The organism is Kitasatospora sp. NPDC004615, assembly GCF_042873545.1.
GTDB lineage: Bacteria > Actinomycetota > Actinomycetes > Streptomycetales > Streptomycetaceae > Kitasatospora.
In genome coordinates, this window is sequence record NZ_JBIALQ010000008.1 from 345,555 (window position 1) to 371,577 (window position 26,023).

20 protein-coding genes are annotated in these 26,023 nt (G+C 71.6%); 6 read left to right on the plus strand and 14 right to left on the minus strand.

Annotated features, from left to right (window positions below):
* Positions 1 to 8: 8 nt before the first annotated feature.
* Complete coding sequence (pyk, locus tag ACFYS8_RS27765; RefSeq protein ID WP_387645779.1) at positions 9 to 1,436, minus strand: pyruvate kinase; 1,428 nt, start codon at positions 1,434 to 1,436, stop codon at positions 9 to 11.
* A 554-nt stretch (positions 1,437 to 1,990) separates the two neighbouring features.
* On the opposite strand from pyk, the gene ACFYS8_RS27770 reads away from it, so the two are divergent.
* The 5 genes from ACFYS8_RS27770 to ACFYS8_RS27790 all read left to right on the plus strand — a co-directional run bounded on the left by ACFYS8_RS27770 (position 1,991) and on the right by ACFYS8_RS27790 (position 7,113).
* The gene (locus ACFYS8_RS27770; protein WP_387645781.1) at positions 1,991 to 3,826 is read left to right on the plus strand and encodes a bifunctional metallophosphatase/5'-nucleotidase; all 1,836 of its coding nucleotides are present in this window, start codon (positions 1,991 to 1,993) and stop codon (positions 3,824 to 3,826) included.
* A gap of 144 nt (positions 3,827 to 3,970) precedes the next feature.
* Positions 3,971 to 4,870, plus strand: coding sequence for a hypothetical protein (locus ACFYS8_RS27775; protein WP_387645784.1), 900 nt, complete (start codon positions 3,971 to 3,973; stop codon positions 4,868 to 4,870).
* A 9-nt stretch (positions 4,871 to 4,879) separates the two neighbouring features.
* On the plus strand, positions 4,880 to 5,386 hold the full coding sequence (locus ACFYS8_RS27780) for a GNAT family N-acetyltransferase (RefSeq protein WP_387645786.1): 507 nt from the start codon (positions 4,880 to 4,882) through the stop codon (positions 5,384 to 5,386).
* 133 nt (positions 5,387 to 5,519) lie between these two features.
* Positions 5,520 to 6,455, plus strand: coding sequence for a hypothetical protein (locus ACFYS8_RS27785; RefSeq protein ID WP_387645789.1), 936 nt, complete (start codon positions 5,520 to 5,522; stop codon positions 6,453 to 6,455).
* A gap of 49 nt (positions 6,456 to 6,504) precedes the next feature.
* Complete coding sequence (locus ACFYS8_RS27790; RefSeq protein WP_387645792.1) at positions 6,505 to 7,113, plus strand: hypothetical protein; 609 nt, start codon at positions 6,505 to 6,507, stop codon at positions 7,111 to 7,113.
* A 149-nt stretch (positions 7,114 to 7,262) separates the two neighbouring features.
* Here ACFYS8_RS27790 and ACFYS8_RS27795 read toward each other — a convergent pair whose 3' ends face one another.
* From ACFYS8_RS27795 to ACFYS8_RS27805, 3 genes are all read right to left on the minus strand, one after another.
* Positions 7,263 to 8,720 carry an aldehyde dehydrogenase family protein gene (locus ACFYS8_RS27795; protein ID WP_387645795.1) on the minus strand — a complete coding sequence of 486 codons (1,458 nt, stop codon included), beginning with the start codon at positions 8,718 to 8,720 and terminating at the stop codon, positions 7,263 to 7,265.
* Between the two features lie 57 nt (positions 8,721 to 8,777).
* Positions 8,778 to 9,647, minus strand: coding sequence for a helix-turn-helix domain-containing protein (locus ACFYS8_RS27800; protein WP_387645798.1), 870 nt, complete (start codon positions 9,645 to 9,647; stop codon positions 8,778 to 8,780).
* Between the two features lie 125 nt (positions 9,648 to 9,772).
* Positions 9,773 to 12,433, minus strand: coding sequence for an AAA family ATPase (locus tag ACFYS8_RS27805; protein ID WP_387645801.1), 2,661 nt, complete (start codon positions 12,431 to 12,433; stop codon positions 9,773 to 9,775).
* A gap of 97 nt (positions 12,434 to 12,530) precedes the next feature.
* Here ACFYS8_RS27805 and ACFYS8_RS27810 point away from each other — a divergent pair, with 97 nt between their 5' ends.
* On the plus strand, positions 12,531 to 12,896 hold the full coding sequence (locus ACFYS8_RS27810) for a nuclear transport factor 2 family protein (RefSeq protein WP_387645804.1): 366 nt from the start codon (positions 12,531 to 12,533) through the stop codon (positions 12,894 to 12,896).
* Positions 12,897 to 13,197: 301 nt separating this feature from the next.
* On the opposite strand, the gene ACFYS8_RS27815 is transcribed toward ACFYS8_RS27810, so the two are convergent.
* From ACFYS8_RS27815 to trpM, 10 genes are all read right to left on the minus strand, one after another.
* Complete coding sequence (locus ACFYS8_RS27815) at positions 13,198 to 14,658, minus strand: glutamate synthase subunit beta (RefSeq protein WP_387645807.1); 1,461 nt, start codon at positions 14,656 to 14,658, stop codon at positions 13,198 to 13,200.
* Positions 14,651 to 19,243 (minus strand): glutamate synthase large subunit, encoded by a 4,593-nt coding sequence (gltB, locus tag ACFYS8_RS27820; protein ID WP_387645809.1) that lies wholly within the window; start codon positions 19,241 to 19,243, stop codon positions 14,651 to 14,653. Before gltB ends, ACFYS8_RS27815 begins: the two co-directional genes overlap by 8 nt.
* A 427-nt stretch (positions 19,244 to 19,670) precedes the next feature.
* A complete protein-coding gene (locus ACFYS8_RS27825; protein WP_387645812.1) occupies positions 19,671 to 20,411 on the minus strand; it encodes a VIT1/CCC1 transporter family protein in 741 nt (246 codons plus the stop codon).
* 188 nt (positions 20,412 to 20,599) lie between these two features.
* Positions 20,600 to 21,619, minus strand: coding sequence for a prolipoprotein diacylglyceryl transferase (gene lgt / locus ACFYS8_RS27830; RefSeq protein ID WP_387645814.1), 1,020 nt, complete (start codon positions 21,617 to 21,619; stop codon positions 20,600 to 20,602).
* 91 nt (positions 21,620 to 21,710) lie between these two features.
* A complete protein-coding gene (locus ACFYS8_RS27835) occupies positions 21,711 to 22,568 on the minus strand; it encodes a thioredoxin domain-containing protein (RefSeq protein WP_387645816.1) in 858 nt (285 codons plus the stop codon).
* Between the two features lie 64 nt (positions 22,569 to 22,632).
* Positions 22,633 to 23,145, minus strand: a complete 513-nt coding sequence (locus ACFYS8_RS27840) for a MauE/DoxX family redox-associated membrane protein (protein ID WP_387645818.1) — start codon at positions 23,143 to 23,145, stop codon at positions 22,633 to 22,635.
* Between the two features lie 129 nt (positions 23,146 to 23,274).
* Positions 23,275 to 23,445, minus strand: coding sequence for a hypothetical protein (locus ACFYS8_RS27845; RefSeq protein WP_387645820.1), 171 nt, complete (start codon positions 23,443 to 23,445; stop codon positions 23,275 to 23,277).
* Between the two features lie 158 nt (positions 23,446 to 23,603).
* Positions 23,604 to 24,413 (minus strand): tryptophan synthase subunit alpha, encoded by an 810-nt coding sequence (trpA, locus tag ACFYS8_RS27850; protein WP_387645823.1) that lies wholly within the window; start codon positions 24,411 to 24,413, stop codon positions 23,604 to 23,606.
* Between the two features lie 2 nt (positions 24,414 to 24,415).
* Entirely contained in the window at positions 24,416 to 25,648 is a 1,233-nt protein-coding gene (gene trpB / locus ACFYS8_RS27855; RefSeq protein WP_387645825.1) for a tryptophan synthase subunit beta, read from the minus strand.
* A 216-nt stretch (positions 25,649 to 25,864) separates the two neighbouring features.
* Positions 25,865 to 26,014, minus strand: a complete 150-nt coding sequence (gene trpM / locus ACFYS8_RS27860) for a tryptophan biosynthesis modulator TrpM (protein ID WP_360291891.1) — start codon at positions 26,012 to 26,014, stop codon at positions 25,865 to 25,867.
* Between the last annotated feature and the right edge of the window lie 9 nt (positions 26,015 to 26,023).

Genomic DNA, 26,023 nt, shown 5'->3' on the forward strand with positions numbered 1-26,023 from the left:
TTGCGCCGTCAGTTGTCCAGCTCGCCCACGTGGTGCACCCGCACCAGGTTGGTGGAGCCGGCCAGGCCGGGCGGGGAGCCGGCGGTGATCACCACGATGTCGCCGCGCTCGCAGCGGCCCAGGCCGATCAGCTGGGCGTCGACCTGGGCGACCATCTCGTCGGTGGTGGTGACGTACGGGCCGAGGAAGGTCTCCACGCCCCAGGTGAGCGCCAACTGGCTGCGCACGGCGGGCTCGTAGGTGAACGCCAGGACCGGGATCGGCGAGCGGTAGCGGGTCAGCCGGCGGGCGGTGTCGCCGCTCTGGGTGAACGCGATCAGGTACTTGGCGTCCAGGAAGTCGCCGATCTCGGCGGCGGCCCGGGCGACCGCGCCGCCCTGGGTGCGCGGCTTGCCCTTCCCGGTGAGCGGCGGCAGCCCGGCGGCCAGCACGTCGGACTCGACGGCCTCAACGATCCGGGCCATGGTCCTGACCGTCTCCACCGGGTACTTGCCGACCGAGGTCTCGCCGGACAGCATCAGCGCGTCGGTGCCGTCGAGCACCGCGTTGGCGACGTCGGACGCCTCGGCACGGGTCGGCCGGGAGGCGTTGATCATCGAGTCCAGCATCTGGGTGGCGACGATCACCGGCTTGGCGTTGCGCTTGGCCAGCTTGATCGCCCGCTTCTGGACGATCGGCACCTGCTCCATCGGGAGTTCGACGCCGAGGTCGCCGCGGGCGACCATCAGACCGTCGAAGGCGTCCACGATGGAGTCCAGGTTGTCCACCGCCTGTGGCTTCTCGATCTTGGCGATGACCGGGATCCGGCGGCCCTCCTCGGCCATCACCCGGTGCACCTCCTCGACGTCCTTCCCGCTGCGCACGAACGACAGCGCGATGATGTCGGCGCCGATCCGCAGTGCCCAGCGCAGGTCTTCGACGTCCTTGTCGGAGAGCGCGGGCACGGAGACGGCGACTCCGGGCAGGTTGAGGCCCTTGTGGTCGGAGACCAGGCCTCCTTCGATGACGATGCAGTGCACCCGGGGGCCCTCGACGTGGGTGACCTCCAGGCAGACCCGGCCGTCGTCGACCAGGATCCGCTCGCCGCGCGACACGTCGGCGGCCAGGCCCTTGTACGTGGTGCCGCAGATGTCCCGGTCGCCGGGGACGTCGTCGGTGGTGATGGTGAACTCGTCGCCGCGTTCCAGCAGCACGGGGCCGTCGGCGAAGGTGCTCAGCCGGATCTTCGGGCCCTGCAGGTCGGCGAGCACCCCGACGCTGCGGCCTGTCTCGTCCGAGGCCTTGCGGACCCGGTGGTAACGCTCCTCGTGCTCCGCGTGGGAGCCGTGGCTGAGATTCAGTCGGGCGATGTCCATGCCGGCGTCGACCAGGGCCTTGATCTGGTCGTACGAGTCTGCGGCAGGCCCGAGAGTACAGACGATTTTTGCTCGGCGCATGGCTCCGAAACTATGGCATTACCGAGCCGTAACAACGCGCTTCCGGCCAATCCTCCCATGACAGTTGGCGAAAGATCTGTTGACATCTTCCACCGGCCGGAACCGGTGGCCGCCGGCCCTCGCGAGCCGGGCTTTCTGCTTCGCAGCCGACTGCCGACCCGGGGTCACCGGCTGCGGGACGGAGCGCCGCCCATCGGTCTCACATCCTCCACAGACCTGACTTCCCGCCGGCCCGGCGGCAGGCGCCGGTCGGCTCGGTTTTCGCCGACCGGGCGCACCGTCGCGCGTACCCCTCCGGCCTGCACGACCGGCGGCCAGAACCGGGTGAATTCCCACGCCTTCGATTGACGCACAGTCGTGCGGGCGGATGGGGCGGTGTCACGGGTGAGTTGCCCAGATCTCACCTGTTGGAAAGCTCGCGGGGCTGGTACCGGAGGCGAGAAGAGGGCAGACTGCCACACGCGTTTTCTACGCGCGTCGCGGCAGGTGGCGGGGGGTCAGCCGTCCCGCCGCCATGCCCGCCTGACGGCCCGTACGCCCGACTTGGAGTCTTGATGTCCCTGAACCGCCGTGACTTCGTCACCCGCTCCGCCGCCACCGCGGCCGGTGCCGCCCTGGCCGGCGGCCTGACCGCCGCCGTGGCCACCCCCGCCGCCGCGGCGGACCAGAACCAGGACGAGTTCCGCGGCCGGGGCCCCGTCCCGTTCAAGGCGAGCTTCACCGTGATGGGCACCACCGACCTGCACGGCCACGTCTTCAACTGGGAGTACTTCACCGACTCCGAGTTCGACGACAAGGCCCACAACGACGTCGGCCTGGCCAAGGTCTCCACCCTGGTCGAGCAGGTCCGCGCCGAGAAGGGCCGCGGCCACACCCTGCTGATCGACGCCGGCGACACCATCCAGGGCACCCAGCTGTCCTACTACTACGCCCGGGTCGAGCCGATCACCGGCAAGCGCGCCCCGGTCCACCCGATGGCCGCCGCGATGAACGCCATGGGATACGACGCCGCCGCGCTCGGCAACCACGAGTTCAACTACGGCATCCCGCTGCTGCGCGCCTACCAGGACCAGCTGGACTTCCCGCTGCTCGGCGCCAACGCGCTGAACGCCAAGGACGACAAGCCGGCCTTCCCGCCCTACGTGATCCGCGAGCTGCACCTCGGCCACGGCCGCCCGATCCGGGTCGGCATCCTCGGCCTCACCAACCCGGGCATCGCGATCTGGGACAAGGCCAACGTCCAGGGCAAGCTGACCTTCCCGGGCATCCCCGAGGTCGCCGCCAAGTGGGTGCCGAAGCTGCGCGCCGCCGGCGCCGACGTGGTCGTGGTCTCCGCGCACACCGGCGTCGACGACCCGTCCTCCTGGGGCGACCAGCTGCCCTACGCGGAGAACGCGGGCGCCGCGATGGCCGCCACCGTCCCGGGCATCGACGCGGTGCTGGTGGGCCACGCCCACAAGGAGATCGCGCAGCGGATCGTGGTCAACACCCAGACCGGCAAGAACGTCGTGCTGTCCGAGCCGCTGTGCTGGGGCGAGCGCCTGACCTGCTTCGACTTCGAGGTCGAGTTCGCCCGCGGCCACTGGACCGTCACCGGCGTCACCTCGCGACTGCTGAACTCCAACACCGTCGCCGAGGACCAGAAGATCGTCAAGCTGGTCGACGCCCAGCACAAGAAGGTCGTCGCGTACGTCAACCAGGTCATCGGCACCTGCAAGGAGAGCCTCTCCATCGCTGAGTCCCGGTTCAAGGACACCCCGATCATCGACCTGATCGGCCGCGTCCAGGCCGACGCCGTGCGCACCGCGCTGGCCGGCGGCCAGTACGCGAGCCTGCCGGTGATCGCCCAGACCGCGCCGTTCAACCGCACCGCGGTCATCCCGGCCGGGGAGGTCAAGCTGCGCGACGCGGCCGGCCTGTACATCTACGAGAACACCCTGGAGGCCCGGATCCTGACGGGCGCCCAGATCAAGGACTACCTGGAGTACTCCGCCAAGTACTTCGCCCAGGTCGCCCCGGGCGCGCCGATCAACCTGGACACCCTGACCAACCAGGCCAACAACACGCCCGACTACAACTACGACTCGCTCTACGGCGTCAGCTACGACATCGACATCGCGCAGCCCGTCGGCAGCCGCATCGTCAACCTGTCGTACCAGGGCAAGCCGGTCGACCCGACCGCGCAGTTCGTCCTCGCCGTCAACAACTACCGGGCCAACGGCGGCGGCAACTTCCCGCACGTCGCCAAGGCGCAGCAGGTGTGGGCGAACTCCGAGGAGATCCGCAACACCATGATCGCCTGGGTGAAGGCCAAGGGCGTCATCGACCCGGCCGACTTCTACGGCCAGTCCGGCTGGCGCCTGGTCCGCGCCGGCGTGCCGGTCTTCTAAGTCCCGCTCGCCCAGGGGCCGTTCGGACAATCGTCCGGACGGCCCCGGTCGCGGTCTCCGGAACCGTTGTGCCCCTTGGTCCGTCCAACTCACAATCGAGGCACGGACATTGAGGGGGCAATGGACATGCGCGGACGGATCGCAATGACGACAGTGGCAGTGGCGCTGCTGCTCGGCGGGTGCACGGGCAACTCGGGGACGCCGACACCGGGAAGCAGCCCGAAGGCGGCACCCAGGCCGAGCCTGATCACGGCCGGACCGGAGGTGCGCCCCGCCACCGGCGAGGCGGCCGAGCGGGCGGCGGAACTGACCGCTGCCTGGCCCGGCTCGCCCACCCAACAGGTCTGGGAACACGGCTACTTCCCGACCGAGGACTCCACCGTGTGGATGCCCGAGGGGGCGTTCCACAGCGACGACGACAAGGCCGCCTACTATTCCCACCACTTCGACCTGAAGACCACGCTGCCGGTGGCCGTGTCCGGCACCGCCGAGGTCCGGTTCGCGGACGGCTCCCGGCTGACCCTGCCGCAGCGCACCGCACAGGCCGTCCTCGACTCACTGACCGAACACAGCAACCCCTGCCCCGCCCAGTGCTACCGGCTGGCCGTCACCGCGGTCCAGCCCGGCACCACCACCGTGGCCACCAGTCGCGGCCAAGCGACCATCCCGGTATGGGAGTTCACCATCACCGGCTACGACCACCCCTTCCGCTACCCCGCCGTCCTCCCCCAGGCCCAGGCCGGTCCGGCGCCCGGATCCGACACCGACCCCGCCACCACCTGGCTGCGCAAGGCCTCCCCCGACGGCCTGGTCCTCACCGCCTCGGTGCCGCACGGCAGTTGCGACACCGTCCTGCCCGGCGAGGTCCACGAGACCGACCAGGCCGTCGTCCTGATCGGCCGCACCACCCCGGACAAGTCCGACGGGCCGTGCACCGCCATCCTGCTCTCCACCGCGGTCGAGTTCCGCCTCTCCCGCCCCCTTGGCCTCCGCCCCGTCCTCGGCCTCGGCGACGGCCTCCCGCAGACCGTGGCAGCGCACTAGCCTGACCGCATGCTGATCACCGACCGCCTCACCCTGCGCCGCTGGGAACCCGCCGACCGCGACCGCGCCTTCGACCTGTACTCCCGCTGGGAGGTGGCCCGTTGGCTCGGCCGCGAACCCCGCGCCCTCACCGAGCCCGCCGAAGCGGACGGGATCATCGCCCGCTTCCGCTCCCGCTGCACGCCTGACGGCCGGTACGGCGTCTGGGCGGTCGAGGTCCGCGAGACCGGTGTGATCGCCGGGACGCTGCTGCTGATCCCGATACCGGACGGCGCCGGCGAGATCGAGATCGGCTGGCACTTCCACCCGGACAGCTGGGGGCACGGCTACGCGACGGAGGCCGCGGCCGCGATCCGCGACCGCGCCTTCGCCGACGGACTCACGGAGCTGTACGCCGTCGTCCGCCCGGACAACACCCGATCGATGGCGGTCTGCCACCGCCTGGGCATGACGCCACTCGGCCGCACCGACCGCTGGTACGAAACCGAGATGGAAGCGTTCCGCCTCGGCCAGTAGGAGGCGAAACGCAGGCGGGCGCGAATCCGGGGGCCCGGCACCTGCGCGCAGCCGGTCCCCGCCGCGTTCCACGGAACCGGATCACCGGGTGCCCCGTCCAACTCGCGATCGAGAAACGGACGTTGAGGGGACGATGGACATGCGTGGACGGATCGCCGTGGCAACGGTGACAGTGGCGCTACTGCTGGGCGGGTGCGCGAGCACCTCGCCGACGCAGACACCGGCGGTGGGAAGCAACGCGGCACTCGCGCCCAGCCCGGTCCCCGCCGGCCCCGAGGTGCACCCCGCCACCGGCGACGCGGCCCGGCGGGCGGCGGAGGTGACGGCCGCCTGGCCCGGCTCGCCCGCCCAACAGGCGTGGGAACACGGCTACTTCCCCACCGAGGACACCACCGAGTGGCTGGCCGACGGCGCGTTCCACAGCGGCGACGACAAGGCCGCCTACTACTCCGGCCGCTTCGACCTGAAGACCACCCTGCCGGTCGCCGTCTCCGGCACCGCCGAGGTGCAGTTCGCGGACGGCTCCCGGCTGACCCTGCCGCAGCGCACCGCACAGGCCGTCCTCGACTCGCTGACCGAGAAGGGCGGGGTCTGCCCCGGTGACTGCGGCGGCCGGCTGACCATCACCGCCGTCCAGCCCGGTACCACCACCGTGGCCACCAGCCGCGGCCAAGCGACCATCCCCGTCTGGGAGTTCACCATCACCGGCTACGACCGGCCGTTCCGCTACCCCGCCGTCCTCCCCCAGGCCCAGGCCGGCCCCGCGCACGGCCCCAACTCCGAACCCGGCTCCACCTGGCTGCGCTCGGTCTCCAGCGACGGCCTGGTCCTCACCGCCACTGTCCCGCACGGCACTTGCTCCACCCTCCTGCCCGGCGAGGTCTACGAGACCGACCAGGCCGTCGTCCTGATCGGCCGCACCGCCCCCGTCACCCCCGACCCCGACCACGTCTGCGACGCCGCCCTCCGCGCCACCCCGGTCGAGTTCCGCCTCTCCCACCCCCTCGGCACCCGCGCCGTCCTCGGCCTCGCCGACGGCCGCCCGCAGGCACTGCCCGCGCAGCACTGACACCCGACTCGGGGCCGCCCGGTCGCACACCGCCCGCGCGGCGGACCTCTTGGTCACCGCCCACGTGGACCAGCAACTCGCCCAGCTGCGCACCGCGTTGCCCTGGGCGACCCACCTGGGGACAACCGTGGCGGACATCTGCGAGACCTATCCGGCCAACACCGGCTTCACCCGCCGGACCTGGACCCCGGTGATGTGCACCAGAACCGGCACCGCCTACCTGGCCTTCGACGGCGACTTCCGCGAGCACCTCGCCCAGCTCGACACGACGCTGGCCACCGCAGGCTGGAAGCCCAAGCAGGGGCCGGGGGATCCACCCGGACTGGTCGCAGACTTCGACCGCATGCATCCAGTGGACGGCCCACCGGACAAGGCCACCATGCAATACACGCCGCCGATCCCCTCCGTCTTCGTGATCCCGCACGACAACGGCGCGTACCCGCTCGGGCCGCACGCGACGGTCGAGGTGGTGCAGGCCCCTCTCCTGCCGCGCATCGACGACGGAACGGCCGAGCACGACCGAACACTTGAGTATCCGACGGTCACGCCCACGCACTTCGTGGACTGGCAGCCGTACAGCCACGCCCAGCTCTCCACCGCGTACCCGGCACACGGCGCGATCCTCGCCATCTCGGTCCGGCTGCCCTACAACACGTAGCTGGTGGGCGCGAAACCGGGGGCGCTGGGGGTACCCCCAGGCGAAGCCGAGGGGGCGGAACTGCGCGAAGCGGAAGGACCCGACCGCAAGATCGCGACGCAGGCCAATGACTCGCCATCGATCGCGACCTTGCGGATGGGCAGCAACTCCTAGAACGGGAAGCGCGACCGCCCGTGCTGAATCGAGATCCACTTCACCGTCGTGAACGCGTCCACGCTGGTCTCACCGTTCAGTCGCCCCAGCCCCGAGTTCTTCTGCCCCCCGAACGGCACCAGCGGCTCGTCCGCGATGGTCCCGTCGTTGACGTGGATCATCCCGGTGTCGATGCGCTGCGCGAACCGCACGCCGCGCTCGACATCCGCAGTGTGAACGGCCCCGGACAGGCCGAAGGGCGTGTCGTTGGCGATCCGGACGGCCTCGTCCTCGCCGTCGAACGGAATCAGCAGCGCAACGGGCCCGAAGATCTCACGTTGCAGAATCGGCGCGTCCGCCGGAATGTCCGTCAGGACCGTCGGCTTCACCAGCGTGCCCACGGTCACCCCGTGCAGCAGCGGCCGAGCGCCGGCCGCGATCGCCTGGGAGACCTCCGCGGTGATCGACTCGGCCTGCGCGGAGTTGATGAGCGGCCCGAGCTGGGTGTCCGGGTCGCCGGGGTCGCCGGCCCGCAGGGAGGCGACCTTCGCGGTGAACTTCTCGCTGAACTCGGCGAACAGCGAACGGTCCACCAGGATCCGGTTGGCGGCCATGCAGATCTGCCCCTGGTGGACGAAGCGGCTGGCCACCGCAGCATCCACCGCGTAGTCGACGTCCGCGTCGTCGAGCACCACGAGGGCGCTGTTGCCGCCGAGTTCGAGCACGGTCCGCTTCAGGTGGCTCGCGGCGACGGTGGCGACGTGCCGGCCGACGGTGTCGGAGCCGGTGAAAGCGATCACCTTGGGCACGGGGTGCTCGATGAACACGTCGCCGATCTCGGCGATGTCGGTGAGGACGACGTTGAGCAGGCCGGCGGGCAGCCCGGCCTCCTCGAAGATCTTGGCGATCAGGGTGCCGCCGGCCACCGGCGCGTCCTGGTGGGGCTTGAGGACGACCGCGTTGCCGAGTGCGAGCGCGGGCGCGACGGCCTTCAGCGACAGGAAGACGGGGGCGTTGAACGGGCTGATCACGCCGACCACGCCGACCGGTAGGCGGTAGAGGCGGTTCTCCTTGCCGGGCACCGGGGAGGGCAGGATCTTGCCCTCGACGCGCATCGCGGTCGTCATGGACTCCCGCAGCATGTCCTTGACCAGCGAGAGTTCGAACGCGGACTTCATCAGGGTGCCGCCGAGTTCGACGGTCATCACCTCGAGGATCTCGGCCTCGCGGGCCTCCACCACCTGCAGTGCCCGCTCGAACACCAGTCGGCGCTCGTAGGGGCTGGTGGCGGCCCAGGCGGGCTGGGCCCGCTCGGCGGCGCGGTAGGCCTGGTCGATCTCCTCGGCGGTGGCGACGGTGAACGAGGCCAGCTTCTCCCCGCTGAAGGGATCGAGGTCCACGATGTCCCAGGAGCCGGTTCCCGGCCGCCACTGGCCGTCGATGTACTGCTGGGCGAGTTCCGCGATCAAGGACATGCGATCCCTTTCGGCGTTAACGATCACCTACTGACGGATCATCATCTTAATTGCGGGCTAGCCCTCCTGGAGGATCTCCGCCAGAAGAGACCGGGTCTCCTCCTCGGACAGCGCCGCCGCCGACACCCGGTCCAGCGCGGCCGCGTACTCGGCGACCTCGCTCGGCTTGTCCAGGTACAGCGCGGTGGTGAACTGCTCGACGTACACCACGTCCACCAGGTCCGGCTCCGGGAAGCACAGCACCGTGAACGCCCCGCTGTCCGCCGCCAGCGCGCCCATGCCCAGCGGCAGCACCCGCAGGCTGATGGTCTCGCGCAGCGACAGCTCGGCCAGCCGCGCCAGCTGACCGCGCATCACCTCCGGCCCGCCGCACGGCCGCCGCAGCGCCGTCTCGTCGACGATCAGCTCCAGCCGGGCGGTGGTGTCCGCCGCGAGGTACCGCTCCTGGCGGCGCAGCCGGACGGCCGCCCGTCGGGTGATCTCCTCCTCCGGCGCGCTGGGGCTGCCCGCCCGCATCACCGCGTGCACGTACTCGGGGGTCTGCAGCAGCCCGGGCACGAACTGCACCTCGTAGCTGCGCACCAGGTTCGCCGCGTCCTCCAGGTTGAGGTACGTCTGGAACCAGCCGGGGATGACGTCCCCGTAACCGTGCCACCAGGCCGGGGCGTTGGTCCCGCCGACCAGGCCGAGCAACGCCGCCCGGGACTGCTCGTCCTCGACGCCGTACAGCGTCAGCAGGTCCGCCACGTCGCGCTGCTTGAAGCCGACCCGGCCGAGCTCCATCCGGCTGATCTTCGACTCGGAGGCGCGGATCGAGTAGCCCGCGTCCTCCCGGGTCACACCCCGGGCCTCGCGCAGGCGCCGCAACTGGGCACCCAACTGGATGCGACGCGCGGTCGCACCGCTGCCCGTCTGCAGGCCCGTCATGCAAACCTCCGCGCCGAACCAACAGTTGGACCCTGTAGGGATGCAGTCTGCCACTGCCCGGCGACACTCCGCGAGGGGCTTCCGGCATTTGGCCAAGCCGTTGCACAGTTGTACTGCAACGCCGCTCAGGACAGTGCCGGCAGCACCTCGGCAAGATCGGTGCGGGAACTCACCCCGAGCTTCGGATACGCCTTGTACAGATGGTGGCCGACAGTACGGGCGCTGAGGAAGAGCTGTGCGGCGATGTCCCGGTTGGACAGGCCCTGCGCGGCCAGCCGGACGATCTGCGACTCCTGCGGCGTCAGACCCGCCACCACCTTGACCGGGCCGCGCGCGGCGGGCGCGCCGGTGGCGTCCAGCTCCAGCCGGGCCCGCTCCGCCCAGGGCAGCGCGCCCAGTTGGCGCAGCGTCTGCTCGGCCGCCCGCAGTGGCACCCGGGCCTCCGCCTTGCGCCGGGCCCGGCGCAGCCACTCGCCGTACAGCAGCTCGGTGCGGGCCTGCTCCCACGGACGCGGCTGCTCGGCGTGCCGGGCCAGCGCCGCCAGGTACAGCTCCTCCGCCAACTCCTCGGGGGCCAGCAGCGCGTGGCAGCGGTGCACCAGCGCCCGCGCCCACGGCAGGCCGCTGCGCCGCGCCCACCGCTCGTACCGGGCCAGCGGCTCGGCGACCTCCTCCGGCCGGCGCAGCCGCACCGCCGCCTCCACCAGGTCCGGCACCGAACGGACCGCCGACACCTGGAAGTTCTGCGCGCCGCCGGCCAGCGCCGCCAGCTGCGCGAAGGCGTCCTCGGCCCGGCCCGCGCCCAACTCCAGCACCCCGAGCGCCCACTGCGCCCACGGCATCCCGGAGGCGCCCCGGGCCCGCGCCAGCCCGGCGTGCTCCCGGCACCGGTCGTCCTCGCCGCGGGCCGCCGCCAGGTACGCCAGGAAGCCGTGCAACTGCCCGGTCCACAGCGGCTGCCCGCAGTCCTCGGCCAGCCGCAGCGCCTCCGCGGCGTGCTCGTCGGCGGTGCCCGGACGGCCGGTGAACAGCTCGGCCTCGGCCAGGAAGAACAGCAGCGTCGGCAGCGTCCCGAACGCGCCGCCCTCCCGCGCCTCCCGGACCAGCCGGCCCGCCAGGTCCAGCACCTCCTCGTCCCGGCCGGGCAGCAGGGCCGCCCCGCACGCCAACGCCAGATCGACCGGCGCCACGGCCCCGGCGGCCCGCGCCGCCCGTTCGGCCTCTGCCAGTTCCGGCACGTCCGACGCGTCCTCCAGCGCCGCCGTCACGTACCGCACCACCGGCGCCAGCGGATCGTCCGCAGGCAGAGCGAGCCCGCCGAGTGCCTCCAGCGTCCGGCGCACCGCCTGCGCGTCGTGGTACCAGGCCGCGTGCACCGCCTGCACCAGCACCCGGGCCGCCGGGCCGGGCGCGAAGTCCGCCACCAGGCTCGCCGCCTCCACCAACCGCCGGTGCGCGGAACGGTGCTCGCCCCGCCAGAACTCCGCCACCCCGCGGGCGAACAGCAGGTGCGCCCGGGTCTTCGCGTCCAGCCCGGGGCCGTCCGCCGCCGACGCCAGCGCCTCGGCCCGGGCGACCTCGCCCGCCTCCAGCGCGGCCTCCACCGCCTCCACCGTCAACTCCCGCGCCCGCAACGGGTCCGGGCTCAGCCGCGCGGCCCGCTCGTACGCCGCCGACGCACCCAGGTGGCCGCCGCGCCACGCCGCGCCCGCCGCCGCCGACGCCAGCTCCTCCGCCACCGCCGCGTCCCGGCCGGTCGCCGCGAGGGCCAGGTGCCAGGCCCGGCACAGCGGCGCCCGCTCGCCGTACGCCTGCGCGAGGGCGGTGTGCGCGGCCAGCCGGTCCACCAGCGGTGCCCGGTCGATCAGTGCCGAACGCAGCATCGGATGCCGGAAGGTCACCCGGTCGGCGCCCAACTCGACCCGCACCAGCCCCTGTTGCTCGGCGGGCGCGAGGTCCGCCACGGTCAGCCCGCACTCGGCCGCCGCACGCAGCAGCACTTCCAGCGAACCGGACTCCTCCAACGCCGCCAGCAGCAGCCACCGTTGGGTCCCGCCGGGCAGGCGGCTGACCTGCCCGTGGTACGTCAGCCTCAGCCGCCCCGCCGGGGGCAGCACACCGGCGACCTCGCCCGCCGAAAGCTCCAGCAGCGCCAGGGGGTTGCCCTGCGCCGCCTTCAACACCTGGTCGGTGTCGGCGAGTTCGGGCGCGACGGCGGCCAGCAGCTCGGCGGCGGCCCGGTCGCTCAGCGGCTCCACCCGCAACTCGGGCAGCCCGGGCAGCTCCGGGCCGTCCGTCCGGGTCGCCAGCAGCAGCGCCACCGCCTCCGCACCCAGCCGGCGGGCCGCGACCTGCAGCACCGCCACGGACTCCCGGTCCGCCCACTGCACGTCGTCCACCAGGCACAGCAGCGGCCCCTGCTCGGCGAGATCGCCCAGCAGCGTCAGCACCGCCAGCCCCACCAGCAGCCGATCCCCCGCCGGGCCGTCCGACAGCCCCAACACCCGCTCCAGGGCCGCCCGCTGAGGCCCCGACAGCTCCGGCACCCGGTCCAGCACCGGCGCCAGCAGCTGACTCAGCGCCGCGTACGGCAGCCGGGCCTCCGACTCCACACCCGTCGCCCGCAGCACCCGCCCCGCCGCGCCCTCCGCCGCCGCGCCCAGCAGCGCGCTCTTCCCCACCCCCGGCTCCCCGCGCAGCACCAGCACCCCGGCCCGGCCCGCAACCGCCTCCGCCAGCAGCCGGCCGACCGCCGCCTGCTCCGCCCCCCGCCCGTACAGCACCATGCCCCGCACCCTACCTATGCACGACTGATTCGCCGTCCGCGCAAGCTCCGTAACTTCTTGTCCCGCAAGGAAGAAGCCACCCGGAACGGAGCCCACCATGGACCTGCACAACATCGTCGAGCGCTACCTCGCCGTCTGGAACGAGACCGACCCGACCGCCCGCCGCAAGCTCATCGACGACGTCTGGGCCACCGACGGCACCTACACCGACCCCCTGACCGCCACCCGCGGCCGCGACGAGTTCGACGCCACCCTCGCCGCCGTCCAGTCCCAGTTCCCCGGCCTCACCTTCCGCCTCGGCGGCCCCGTCGACACCCACCACAACGTCGCCCGCTTCACCTGGGAACTCGCCCAGGAAGGCGCGGACGAGGCCCTGGTGATCGGCTTCGACGTCCTCACGGCAACGGAGGACGGCCGCATCGCGACTGTCGTCGGCTTCCTGGACAAGGTGCCGAGCGCATAGAGCCTAGGCAGGCGGCTGCGAAAACAGGGGCGCTGGGGGTACCCCCAGGCGAAGCCGAGGGGGCGGAACTGCGCGACAAGCGCACACCACATCCGCAAGGTCGCGATCACGTGCAAGTCGTTGTCCCGCGTCGCGATCTTGCGGTCGGGTGCCTTCCGCTTCGCGCAGTTGCCCGCGCCCCGGTTTCGCACCCTTCCGCCCTTCCAGAAAAACAACGACGCCTGCCCTAAACCTGGTCGGGGAAAGGGGCAGGCGTCGACCGGATCCCGGCGACTCTGGCGGGTCGGTGTTTGTGAGGTGGTCAGACCACCAGGGGACGGTCGGTCGGCTTGATCGGCGCGGGGAGCGCCGTCTTGCCGCCCAGGTAGGTGTCGACCGCCGCGGCGGCCGAACGGCCTTCCGCGATCGCCCAGACGATCAGCGACTGGCCGCGACCGGCGTCACCGCAAACGTACACCCCATCAACGTTGGTGCCGAACTTGCCGTCACGGGCGACGTTTCCGCGGGCGTCGAGCTCGACACCCAGCTGCTCCACGAGACCGTTCTTGACGTCCGTCCCGGTGAAACCCATGGCGAGGGTGACCAGCTGAGCGGGAATCACCTTCTCGCTCCCGGGCACGGGCTCGAACTTGCCGTCCTTGAAGGCGACTTCGACCAGGTGCAGCTCCTGCACGTTCCCGTCCGCGTCGCCCGCGAAGTGGGTCGTGGAGACCGAGTAGATCCGCTCCCCGCCCTCCTCGTGCGCGGAGGTCACCTTGTACGTCATCGGCATGGTCGGCCACGGCTGCCCGGCCGGACGCAAGTCCGAAGGTCGCGGCATGATCTCCAACTGGGTGACGGACGCGGCGCCTTGACGGTGCGCGGTGCCGACGCAGTCGGCACCGGTGTCGCCGCCGCCGATGACGACGACGTGCTTGCCCTTGGCCGAGATCGGGGAGTCGACGTAGTCGCCCTCCTGGACCTTGTTGGCCAGCGGCAGGTACTCCATCGCCTGGTGGATGCCGTTCAACTCCCGTCCGGGGACGGGCAGATCGCGCGCGGTGGTGGCGCCGGCCGCGATCACCACGGCGTCGAAGCGGGAGCGCAGGTCCTGCCCGGTGAGGTCGACGCCGACCTCGACGCCGGTGCGGAACCGGGTGCCTTCGGCGCGCATCTGCTCGATGCGGCGGTTGATGTGGCGCTTCTCCATCTTGAACTCGGGGATGCCGTAGCGCAGCAGTCCGCCGATCCGGTCGGCGCGTTCGTAGACGACGACGGTGTGCCCGGCCCGGGTGAGCTGCTGGGCGGCGGCCAGGCCGGACGGGCCGGAGCCCACCACGGCGACGGTCTTGCCGGACAGCCGCTCGGGGACCTGCGGGGTGACGCCGCCCCGGTCCCAGGCCTTGTCGATGATGGTGACTTCGACGTTCTTGATGGTCACCGCGTCCTGGTTGATGCCGAGCACGCATGCGGACTCGCACGGGGCGGGGCACAGGCGGCCGGTGAACTCCGGGAAGTTGTTGGTGGCGTGCAGGCGCTCGATGGCGCCGACGAAGTCGTCCCGGTAGGCGAGGTCGTTCCACTCGGGGATGAGGTTCCCGAGCGGGCAGCCGTTGTGGCAGAACGGGATGCCGCAGTCCATGCAGCGTCCGGCCTGCTTGGTGATGATCGGAAGGAGGCTGCGCTCGACGTAGACCTCGTTCCAGTCGCGCAGTCGCACGTCCACCGGACGGCGCTCCGCCAGCTGCTTGGGCGTGGTCAGGAAGCCCTTGGGGTCAGCCACGTGCCGCCTCCATCATCTTCGCGGTGGTGTCGGCCTCGGAGAGGCCATCGCGCTCAGCGGCGTCCTTGGCGGCGAGCACTGCCTTGTAGTCGGTCGGCATGATCGTGGAGAAGCGGGAGACTCCGCTGCCCCAGTCGGCGAGGAGTTCGGCGGCGACGGTGGAGCCGGTCTCCTCGTAGTGCTGCTGCACGGTCTCGCGCAGCCATTCGCGGTCGGCGGCGTTGGGGGCCTCGATGCCCACCATGCCGCTGTTGACGTTGGCGGGGCGCAGGTCCAGCACGTAGGCGATGCCGCCGGACATGCCCGCCGCCAGGTTGCGGCCGGTCTCGCCGAGGATGACGACCCGGCCGCCGGTCATGTACTCGAGGCCGTGGTCGCCCACGCCCTCCACCACCAGGGTGGCACCGGAGTTGCGGACGGCAAAACGCTCACCGGCCTTGCCGCGCAGGTGGATCCGGCCGGCGGTGGCGCCGTAGCCGATGGTGTTGCCGGCGATCACGTGGTGCTGCGCGTCGGCGCCGATCGCGGCGGCGTCACGGGCCGGGCGGATCACGATCACGCCGCCGGACAGGCCCTTGCCGACGTAGTCGTTGGCGTCCCCCTCGAGTCGCAGCGTCACGCCGCGCGGGACGAACGCACCGAACGACTGGCCGGCCGAGCCGGTGAAGGTGACGTCGATGGTGCCCTCGGGCAGGCCCTCGCCGCGGTGCTTCTTGGTGACCCGGTGGCCGAGCATGGTGCCGACGGTCCGGTTGACGTTGCGGATCGGCAGCTGGATGCGGACGGCGTCGCCGCGCTCCAGGGCGTCCTCGGCGAGTTCGATCAGCTGGTTGTCGAGCGCCTTGTCCAGCGCGTGGTCCTGCTCGGTGGTGCGGTGCAGCGCGGCACCCTCGGGCAGCTCGGGGACGTGGAACAGCGGGGCCAGGTCGAGCCCGGCGGCCTTCCAGTGGTCGATCGCGGCCCGGGCGTCGATGTGCTCGGCGTGGCCGACGGCCTCCTCGATCGAGCGGAAGCCCAGTTCGGCGAGCAGCTCGCGGACCTCTTCGGCGATGAACTCGAAGAAGTTGACCACGAATTCGGGCTTGCCGGTGAACCGCTCGCGCAGCACCGGGTTCTGGGTGGCGACGCCGACCGGGCAGGTGTCGAGGTGGCAGACCCGCATCATGATGCAGCCGGAGACCACCAGCGGGGCGGTCGCGAAGCCGAACTCCTCGGCGCCGAGCAGGGCGGCGATGACCACGTCGCGGCCGGTCTTCAGCTGGCCGTCGGTCTGCACGACGATGCGGTCGCGCAGGCCGTTGAGCAGCAGGGTCTGCTGGGTCTCGGCGAGGCCGAGCTCCCAGGGGCCGCCGGCGTGCTTGAGGCTCGTGAGGGGAGACGCGCCGGTGCCGCCGTCGTGACCGGAGATCAGCACCACGTCCGCGTGCGCCTTGGACACACCCGCGGCGACCGTACCGACGCCGACCTCCGACACCAGCTTCACGTGGATGCGGGCGTCCGGGTTGGCGTTCTTGAGGTCGTGGATCAGCTGAGCCAGGTCCTCGATCGAGTAGATGTCGTGGTGCGGCGGCGGGGAGATCAGGCCGACGCCCGGGGTGGAGTGCCGGGTCTTCGCCACCCACGGGTAGACCTTGTGGCCGGGCAGCTGGCCGCCCTCGCCGGGCTTGGCGCCCTGGGCCATCTTGATCTGGATGTCGTCGGCGTTGACCAGGTACTCGGAGGTGACGCCGAACCGGCCGGACGCGACCTGCTTGATCGCCGAGCGGCGCTCGGGGTCGTGCAGGCGCTCCGGGTCCTCGCCGCCCTCACCGGTGTTGGACTTGCCGCCGAGCCGGTTCATCGCGATCGCGAGCGTCTCGTGCGCCTCCATCGAGATGGAGCCGTACGACATCGCGCCGGTGGAGAACCGCTTGACGATCTCGGAGACCGGCTCGACCTCGTCGACGGAGATCGGGGTGCGGCCGAGCCCGTCCAGCTGGAACAGGCCGCGCAGCGTCATCAGCCGCTCGGACTGGGCGTTCACCCGGTCCGTGTACTGCTTGAAGACGTCGTAGCGCTTGGTGCGGGTGGAGTGCTGGAGCCGGAACACCGTCTCCGGGTCGAACAGGTGCGGCTCGCCCTCGCGGCGCCACTGGTACTCGCCGCCGATCTCCAGCGCGCGGTGCGCGGCGGAGATGCCGGACGCCGGGTACGCCTTGGCGTGCCGGGCGGCGGTCTCCTTGGCGATCTCGTCCAGGCCGATGCCGCCGAGCTTGGTGGTGGTGCCCGCGAAGTAGGCGTTCACCAGTTCCTGGGACAGGCCGATGGCCTCGAAGACCTGCGCGCCGCGGTAGGAGGCGACGGTGGAGATGCCCATCTTGGACATCACCTTCAGCACGCCCTTGCCGAGCGCCTTGATCAGGTTCTTGATCGCCTTCTCGGGCTCGCCCTTGACGAACACGCCCTGGGACACCAGGTCCTCGACGGACTCCATCGCCAGGTACGGGTTGACCGCGCCGGCGCCGTAGCCGATCAGCAGCGCGACGTGGTGCACCTCGCGGACGTCACCGGCCTCGACCAGCAGCGACACCTGGGTGCGCTGCTTGGTGCGGATCAGGTGGTGGTGGATCGCCGAGGTGAGCAGCAGCGACGGGATCGGGGCGTGCTCGGCGTCCGAGTGCCGGTCGGAGAGCACGATGATCCGGGCCCCCTCGGCGATCGCCGCGTCGGCCTCGGCGGCGATCTCGGCGAGCCGGGCGGCCAGGCCCTGGCCACCCGTCGCGACCTTGTACAGGCCGGAGAGGGTGACGGCCTTCAGGCCGGGCTGGTCGCCGTCCGCGTTGATGTGGATCAGCTTGGCCAGCTCGTCGTTGTCGATCACCGGGAAGGTGATGCCGACCGAGCGGCAGTGCGCCGGGGTGGCGTCCAGCAGGTTGCCCTCGGGGCCGAGGTTGCTGTGCAGCGAGGTGACCAGCTCTTCGCGGATGGCGTCCAGCGGCGGGTTGGTGACCTGGGCGAACAGCTGGGTGAAGTAGTCGAACAGCAGGCGCGGCTTCTCGCTGAGCGCGGCGATCGGCGAGTCGGTGCCCATCGAGCCGAGCGCCTCGGCGCCGGTCTTGGCCATCGGCGCGAGGATGACCCGCAGCTCCTCCTCGGTGTAGCCGAAGGTCTGCTGCCGGCGGGTCACCGAGGCGTGGGTGTGGGCGATGTGCTCGCGCTCGGGGAGCTTGGCGAGCTGGATCTGCCCGGCGGCGACCCACTCCTCGTACGGGTTCTCGGCGGCGAGGGCGGACTTGATCTCCTCGTCCTCGACGATCCGGTGCTCGGCGGTGTCGATCAGGAACATCCGGCCGGGCTGCAGGCGGCCCTTCTTGACGACCCTGTCCTGCTCGATGTCGAGCACGCCGACCTCGGAGGAGAGCACGACCAGCCCGTCCTCGGTGATCCAGTACCGGGCCGGGCGCAGGCCGTTGCGGTCGAGGACGGCGCCGATCCGGGTGCCGTCGGTGAAGGTGACGCAGGCCGGGCCGTCCCAGGGCTCCATCAGGTTGGAGTGGTACTGGTAGAACGCGCGGCGGGCCGGGTCCATGGTGGCGTGGTTCTCCCACGCCTCCGGGATCATCATCAGCACCGCGTGCGGCAGCGAGCGGCCGCCGAGGTGGAGCAGCTCCAGCACCTCGTCGAAGGACGCCGAGTCGGAGTGCTCCGGGGTGCAGACCGGGAAGATCCGGCCCAGGTCGCCGGGGATCAGGTCGGTGGCGAGCTGGGACTCCCGGGCGGTCATCCAGTTGCGGTTGCCCTTGACCGTGTTGATCTCGCCGTTGTGCGCGACGAAGCGGTACGGGTGGGCGAGCGGCCAGCTCGGGAAGGTGTTGGTGGAGAACCGCGAGTGCACCAGGCCGATCGCGGAGGCGTACAGCCGGTCCGACAGGTCGGGGAAGAACGGCTCCAGCTGCCCGGTGGTCAGCATGCCCTTGTAGACCAGGGTCCGCGCGGACAGCGACGGGAAGTACACCCCGGCCTCCCGCTCGGAGCGCTTGCGCACCACGAACGCGACCCGGTCCAGCTCGATGCCCGCGCGCTCGCCGTGCGACAGGAACAACTGCCGGAAGCGCGGCATGACGGAGCGGGCGGTGGAGCCCAGCAGCTCGGGGGCGGTCGGGACCTCGCGCCAGCCGAGGACGGTCAGGCCCTCCTCGGCGGCGATCGCGCCGATCCGGGCGACGGCGGCGTCGGTCGCCTCGTCGTCCTGCGGCAGGAAGGCGATGCCGACCGCGTAGGAGCCGGCGGCGGGGAGTTCGAAGTCGACGTTGGCGCGCAGGAAGGCGTCGGGGATCTGGGTCAGGATGCCCGCGCCGTCACCGGAGTCGGGCTCGGCGCCGGTGGCGCCGCGGTGCTCCAGGTTGCGCAGCACGGTCAGTGCCTGCTCGACGATCCGGTGGTCGGCGACACCGGTCAGCGTGGCCACGAAGCCGACGCCGCAGGCGTCGTGCTCGTTGCGCGGGTCGTACAGACCCTGGGCCTGGGGACGCGCGTCCGGAACGAGGGCGTAGGGGCCGGTGGCCCGGGCGTCCTCGTGGCCGGAGTGCATGGATGCAGACAGCATCGGCTCTCCCGTCGTCGTGATCAGTTGCTTGATGCAAAGGGACGACGTTGGCCCTGATGCGATTTGGTCGGTGCAGGTTACATGATGCCGGGTGTCCCGGGAAGTGGAATTCTGCGTCCGTATCGCGGACGCGACCCCAGGTCACGGGGCGGCTGGAGGGTAGGCGCAGCGTCGCGCGTCCCGACCAGTGTGCCCGGGGTCGAGAGGGTCGAAACAGGGGCGAAACGCCCCGGAAGGACCTTTGCCAGAGGTTGACCTGGGATTCCGCGAGCGGGATGCCGACCACGGTTGGGATTGTGCGGGTCGGCGACCGGATGTTGAGACTAGGGCAAGGGGGCAGCCCGTGCCCATGTGTGCAACATCACCCAGACCTCTGCATAAACATGCAGAGGTCTGGGTGTTCGTACAGGCCCGTCCGAAGGCCCGGTCAGCCGATCGCCCCGCCGATCAGCCGGCCCAGCAGGAAGGTGACGACCGCCGCCGCGCCACCCAGCGCCAGCTGGCGCAGGCCGCTGAACCACCAGGTGCGGGCGGTCACCCGGGCCACCGCCGCACCGCAGACGAACAGGCCGAGCATCGCCAGCAGCGCGGCCGGCCACAGCGCGGTGGCGCCCAGCAGGTAGGGCAGCACGGGGAGCAGCGCGCCGAGCGCGAAGCAGGCGAACGAGGATCCGGCGGCGACCAGCGGCGAGGGCAGGTCCTCCGGGTCCACCCCGAGTTCCTCGCGGGCGTGCACGGCGAGCAGGGTGTCCGGGTCGGCGGACAGCTGGCGGGCGACCTCCATGGCCAGCTCCGGGTCGACGCCCTTGGCCACGTACAGCTGGGCCAGCTCGGCCAGCTCGCCCTGCGGGTTGCGCTTCAGCTCGATCCGCTCGGCCTCCAGCTCGGCCTCCACCAGCTCGCGCTGGGAGGCCACCGAGGTGTACTCGCCGACGGCCATCGAGAACGCGCCGGCCGCCAGGCCGGCCAGTCCAGTCAGCACCACGGTGCTCGGTTCGGCGGCCCCGCCGACCACGCCGGTCATCAGCGCGAAGTTCGACACCAGGCCGTCCACCGCGCCGAACACGGCCGGCCGCAGCCAGCCGCCGTTGACGTCCCGGTGGTGGCCGTCGGCGGGAATCCGGGGCTGCGGGCTGTCGATGTGCTGGTCGGCAGTGATGGTGCTCATGCTTGCGGCTCCCCTTCCGGGCACGGCGAAGGCCCCCCGGGGCGCATGTTCCGGCCAGGGCTGCTGGTGCCCCTCGAAACTAGCCGTTTGACCTGCGACTTTCCAGCAAAGTAAGCCTGCCCAAAGGCAGTTGGGGCCGCCTCCGCCGACTGCGGCAGGGGCGGCCCCAACGGGGTCAACTCACGTACTCAGGAAGACTTTTCGGAATCCTTGGCGCTCTTGACGCCCTTGTCGTCCCCGGAATCCTCGGAGTCCGCGGCGTCCGCGGCAGTTCCGTCGCCGTCCTTCGGACCACCCTCGCCCTCGCCCTTGCCGGGCGCCGCGTCCGCGACCGGCTCCGCCCCGGCCTCCCGGGCCGCCGCCTCGGCGCGCTCCAGGGTGGCAGCCGGGTCGATCTCGTCCGGGTCCTCGCGGCCGGGCCGCAGCCGCGCGGAGACCACCAGGTAGACCACCGCGCCGATGAAGAGGGCGATCGCCGTCCAGTCGTTCAGCCGCAGGCCGAAGAAGCGGTGCGCCTCGTCGATCCGCAGCCACTCGGTCCAGAACCGGCCCGGCGTGTAGAGCGCGACGTACAGCGCGAAGGCTCGGCCGTGGCCGAGGGTGAAGCGCTTGTCGGCCCAGATCACCAGCACCGCGACCAGCACGCACCAGAGCGACTCGTACAGGAAGGTCGGGTGGTAGGTGCCCGTGACGACCTCGCCGTTCGGCAGGGTCTTGTCGATCTCCAGGCCCCAGGGCAGCGTGGTGGGCTTGCCGTACAGCTCCTGGTTGAACCAGTTGCCCCAGCGGCCGATGGCCTGGGCGAGCGCGAGGCCGGGGGCGACCGCGTCGGCCCAGGCGGGCAGCGGGACGCCGCGGCGGCGGGCGCCGATCCAGGCGCCGACCGCGCCGAGCGCGACGGCACCCCAGATGCCGAGGCCGCCCTGCCAGATCTTCAGCGCGTCGATCGGGTGCTTTCCCTCACCGAAGTACAGCTGGTTGTCGGTGATGACGTGGTACAGCCGACCGCCGACCAGGCCGAACGGCACCGCCCAGACGGCGATGTCGCCGACCGTGTGCTTGCCGCCGCCGCGGGCGACCCAGCGCCTGCTGCCGAGCCACACGGCCACGACGACACCGATGATGATGCAGAACGCGTAGGCGCGCAGCGGGATGGGTCCTAGGTAGAGGACGCCCCGCGACGGGCTCGGAATGTATGCGAGATCCATGACACCCTCGACGCTACCGTGTCCCGCCCGCCGCATCGGCACCGGAACGGGTCACGGAAACGTCAAGCCTCCCGGTCGGGCCTCCGAGCGATCAGGGCGAGGGCGTGTTGTTGGACTCGCCGGCGGTCGAGGTCGGCGCGGGGCTCTGCCCGTGCGAGCCGGGGGTGCCCAACTGCTTGCCCTGGTTGGCCTGGTCCACCCACTTCACCAGGTTGTCGGTGCTGATCTGCTCGTCGCCCTTCTTCGGGTAGATCGGTTCGCCGTTGAGCAGCACCGTGGGCGTCGACTTGAAGCTGGACTTGTCGAAGTCCTGCTGCACGGCGGAGACCCAGCCGCCGAACTTGTTGGTGTTGACGCAGGACTGGAACTCGGCGTTGTCCAGGCCCGGCACCTGCTTGCCCAGGTCGATCAGGGTCTGCTTGCTGCCGAAGGTGTCCTCGGTCTCGCCGGGCTGGTTGCGGTAGAGCACGTCGTGGTAGTCCCGGAAGTGCCCGGCGTTCTGCGCGCAGCCCAGCGCGTTGGCGCCGTACTTGGAGCCGTTGCCGCCCAGCGAGCGGTCGATGAACGAGACGATGTGGTAGTTGACGAAGATCTTGCCGGCGTCTTCCAACTGGTCGATGGTCGGCGAGAAGGCGCGCTCGAAGCCGCCGCAGGCCGGGCAGCGCGGGTCCTCGTAGACGGTGAGGGTGGACGGGGCGTTGGCGGACCCGACCGGGATGATCAGGTTCTTGTCGCCGATGGTGCCCGCGGGGGCGGCGGTCGGCGTCTCCGGCTTGGAGCGGTTGTTCTGCACCACCACGCCGACCACCACGGCGGCGGCGATCACGGCGATCACCGCGCCGCCGACGATCAGCTTCTTCTTCCGCTTCGCCCGGGCCTCCTGTTCGACCCGTTCCTCCAGCATCCGCTCACGGGCGCTGCGCTTGCCTTCTTCGTTCTTCTCGCTCATGAGGTGCTCTGCCATGGTCCAGGGATCGGTTCTCTTCGGATGAGTGCTGCGGGACGGGGTACGGTCAGGCGGCCAGCCAGGCGTCCGCCGAGAGCTTGGTGCGGGGGCGGAAGATCAGCCAGGCCGACATCAGCAGGAAACCGGTGTCGCGGAGGATCTCCTGGATGTACTTGGTCTGCGACTCGCTCACCGCGCCGCCGCCGCCGAAGCAGCCACAGTCGATCGAGATGCCGCGCGCCCAGACGGAGGAGATGCCGGCGATGAACAGCACCAGCAGCGTCGCGGAGATCACCGCGACGACCCGGGTGCCGAGGCCGAGCACCAGCAGCACCGCCAGCGCCAGTTCCAGGAACGGCAGCCCCCAGCCGACCGGCTTCACCAGTGACTCCGGCAGGATCTGGTAGGCCCGTACGGCCTGCGCCGCCTCCGCCGGGTCGGAGACCTTCGCCAGTCCGGCCCAGCCCCACACCACGGCCAGGCCCAGCCGCACCACCAGCCCGAACCACTCCGCCGCCGAACCGTCCACCACCCGGCGAAACCCGCTCACCCGGCCGTGTTCGGCCTGCTGACTGGCCATCAGTTCCCCCTCGGGCACGCTCCACCGTTTCCTGCCTGATGAACCGTAGGGGATGGGGTGCGGTTCCTCCACATTCGCCGGTTACGCCGGATGAGTGACGCTATGCGGTCATACGCCCGATTATTCGGATCATCGCCCCGCCGGCCCGCACTCCGCCCCCGCCTGCTGGCACACCACCGCCCGCTCCGCACCCCGGCGCGCCAACTCCCGTTCCACGCCGCCGGTTCCGGCCAGCGCGGCGGCCAGCGCCAGGCCGGCCGCCAGCGCCCGCAGCAGGACCGCCTTGTGCACCCGCGCCATCCGCACGCCCTTTCGCCGACCGGCCGTCGACGGGTTCAACGGCCTGAACCTCGACAAGATCACCGCGCGGCCCGGGCAGTTCACCCGATCAGGTGGCGGCCCGAGAACGGCGAAGAGCCGCCCGGGGATGCTCCCCGGACGGCTCTCGGCCTCGAGCGCTAGTTGCGGCGCACGCCCGACGCCAGGTCGGCGGCCAGCGCCCGGACGGCGGCCAGGCCGGCCGCCGGCTCGGCGGCGTCCAGCAGGCGCTGCACGAACGCCGAGCCGACGATCACGCCGTCCGCGAAGGCCGCGACCTCGGCGGCCTGATCGGCGTTGGAGACGCCCAGGCCGACGCAGACCGGCAGCGCGGTGGTGGCGCGGGTGCGGGCCACCAGGTCCTCGGCCAGGTTGCCGACCGCGGCCCGGGTGCCGGTGACACCCATCACGGCGGCGGCGTAGACGAAGCCGGAGCCGGCCGCGGTGACCTCGGCCAGGCGAGCGTCCTTGGAGGACGGGGCGACCACGAACACGGTGTCCAGACCGTGCTCCGCGGCGGCCTTGCGCCACTCCACCGACTCCTCGACCGGCAGGTCGGGCAGGATGCAGCCCGCTCCCCCGGCCGCGGCCAGGTCGGCGGCGAACCGGGCGACGCCGTAGCGGTCCACCGGGTTCCAGTAGGTCATCACCAGCACCGGCACGGCCGGGTGGGCGGCGGAGACCTCGGCGACGGTGCGCAGCACGTCCTTGATCTTGACGCCGCCGCGCAGCGCGATGTCGTCGGCGGTCTGGATGACCGCGCCGTCCAGCACCGGGTCGGAGTGCGGCAGGCCGACCTCGACGACGTCGCAGCCGCCCTCGATCAGCGCGTTGATCGCGGCGATGCCGCCGTCGACGGTCGGGAAGCCGGCCGGCAGGTAGCCGATCAGGGCGGCCCGGCCCTCGGCCTTGGCGGCGGCGAGGGCGGTGGTGAGCTTGGTGTCGGCCATGGTCAGTTGGTCCCCTCGGCGTCGTCGTAGAGGCCGAAGTACTCGGCTGCGGTGTGCATGTCCTTGTCGCCGCGGCCGGAGAGCGAGACCAGGATGGTCGCCTCCGGGCCCAGCTCGCGGCCGAGTTCGAGCGCGCCGGCCAGGGCGTGCGCGGACTCGATGGCCGGGATGATGCCCTCGGTGCGGGACAGCAGCCGCAGCGCCTCCATCGCGGCGCGGTCGGTGACCGGACGGTACTCGGCCCGTCCGGTGTCCTTCAGCCAGGCGTGCTCGGGGCCGACGCCCGGGTAGTCCAGGCCGGCCGAGATCGAGTGCGACTCGATGGTCTGGCCGTCCTCGTCCTGCAGGACGTAGGTGCGCGAGCCGTGCAGCACGCCCGGGTCGCCCTTGGTCAGGGTGGCGGCGTGCTTGGGGGTGTCGGCGCCGTCACCGGCCGCCTCGCAGCCGATCAGGCGCACGCCCGCGTCCGGGATGAACTCGTGGAAGATGCCCATCGCGTTGGAGCCGCCGCCGACGCAGGCGACCACCGCGTCGGGCAGCCGCCCGGTGCGGTCCAGCACCTGCTGGCGGGCCTCGATGCCGATGACGCGGTGGAAGTCGCGCACCATCATCGGGAACGGGTGCGGGCCCGCGACGGTGCCGAACAGGTAGTGGGTGGAGTCGACGTTGGCGACCCAGTCGCGGAACGCCTCGTTGATGGCGTCCTTCAGGGTGCGGCTGCCGGACTTGACCGGGATCACCTCGGCGCCCAGCATCCGCATCCGGGCGACGTTCAGGGCCTGCCGCTGGGTGTCGACCTCGCCCATGTAGATGGTGCAGTCGAAGCCGAACAGCGCGCAGGCGGTGGCGGTGGCCACGCCGTGCTGGCCGGCGCCGGTCTCGGCGATGATCCGGGTCTTGCCCATCCGGCGGGTCAGCAGCGCCTGCCCCAGCACGTTGTTGATCTTGTGCGAGCCGGTGTGGTTCAGGTCCTCGCGCTTGAGCAGCACCCGCGCCCCGCCGGCCTCGGCGGAGAACCGGTGGACGTCGGTCAGCGGGCTGGGCCTGCCGGTGTAGTCCTTCAGCAGGGCGTCGAGTTCGGCGGCGAACGCCGGGTCGTTCTTGGCCTTCTCGTACTCCTCGGCGACCTGCTCGACGGCGGCGACCAGCGCCTCCGGGATGAAGCGGCCGCCGTAGGCGCCGAAGTAACCGCGAGCGTCCGGGACTTGGGTACCCGGAACGTTGAGCTCGGACATGGACAGTCCTCTGTCTGGAAGTTGACGGCGTGCAGGTGAAACGGGCGGCCCGGGCCTGTCCGGCCGATCTTGCCGGGCGCGCGACGCCGGATCATCCCGCCTGGAAGCACCGACAAACCATCCAAGTACACCCAGTACGAGGACGGTTCGCCGGCACTCCCAGCCGGGCGCCCGACGCCGCGCGCCTTTCCGACAAGATCGACCGGACAGGCCCGCTCAGCCGCAGGTTCCGCGCCATCGACGTCCGGGGACCTGTCCGGGCTCGCAGCCGATCACGTAGCGCACCCGCCGCCCCAGCGCCCGGCGTGCGGGCGCGCGGCAGCCGCGCGGGCGGCAGCCGGGAGCGAGGCGGGTGGCGATCGACATGGCGGAGGG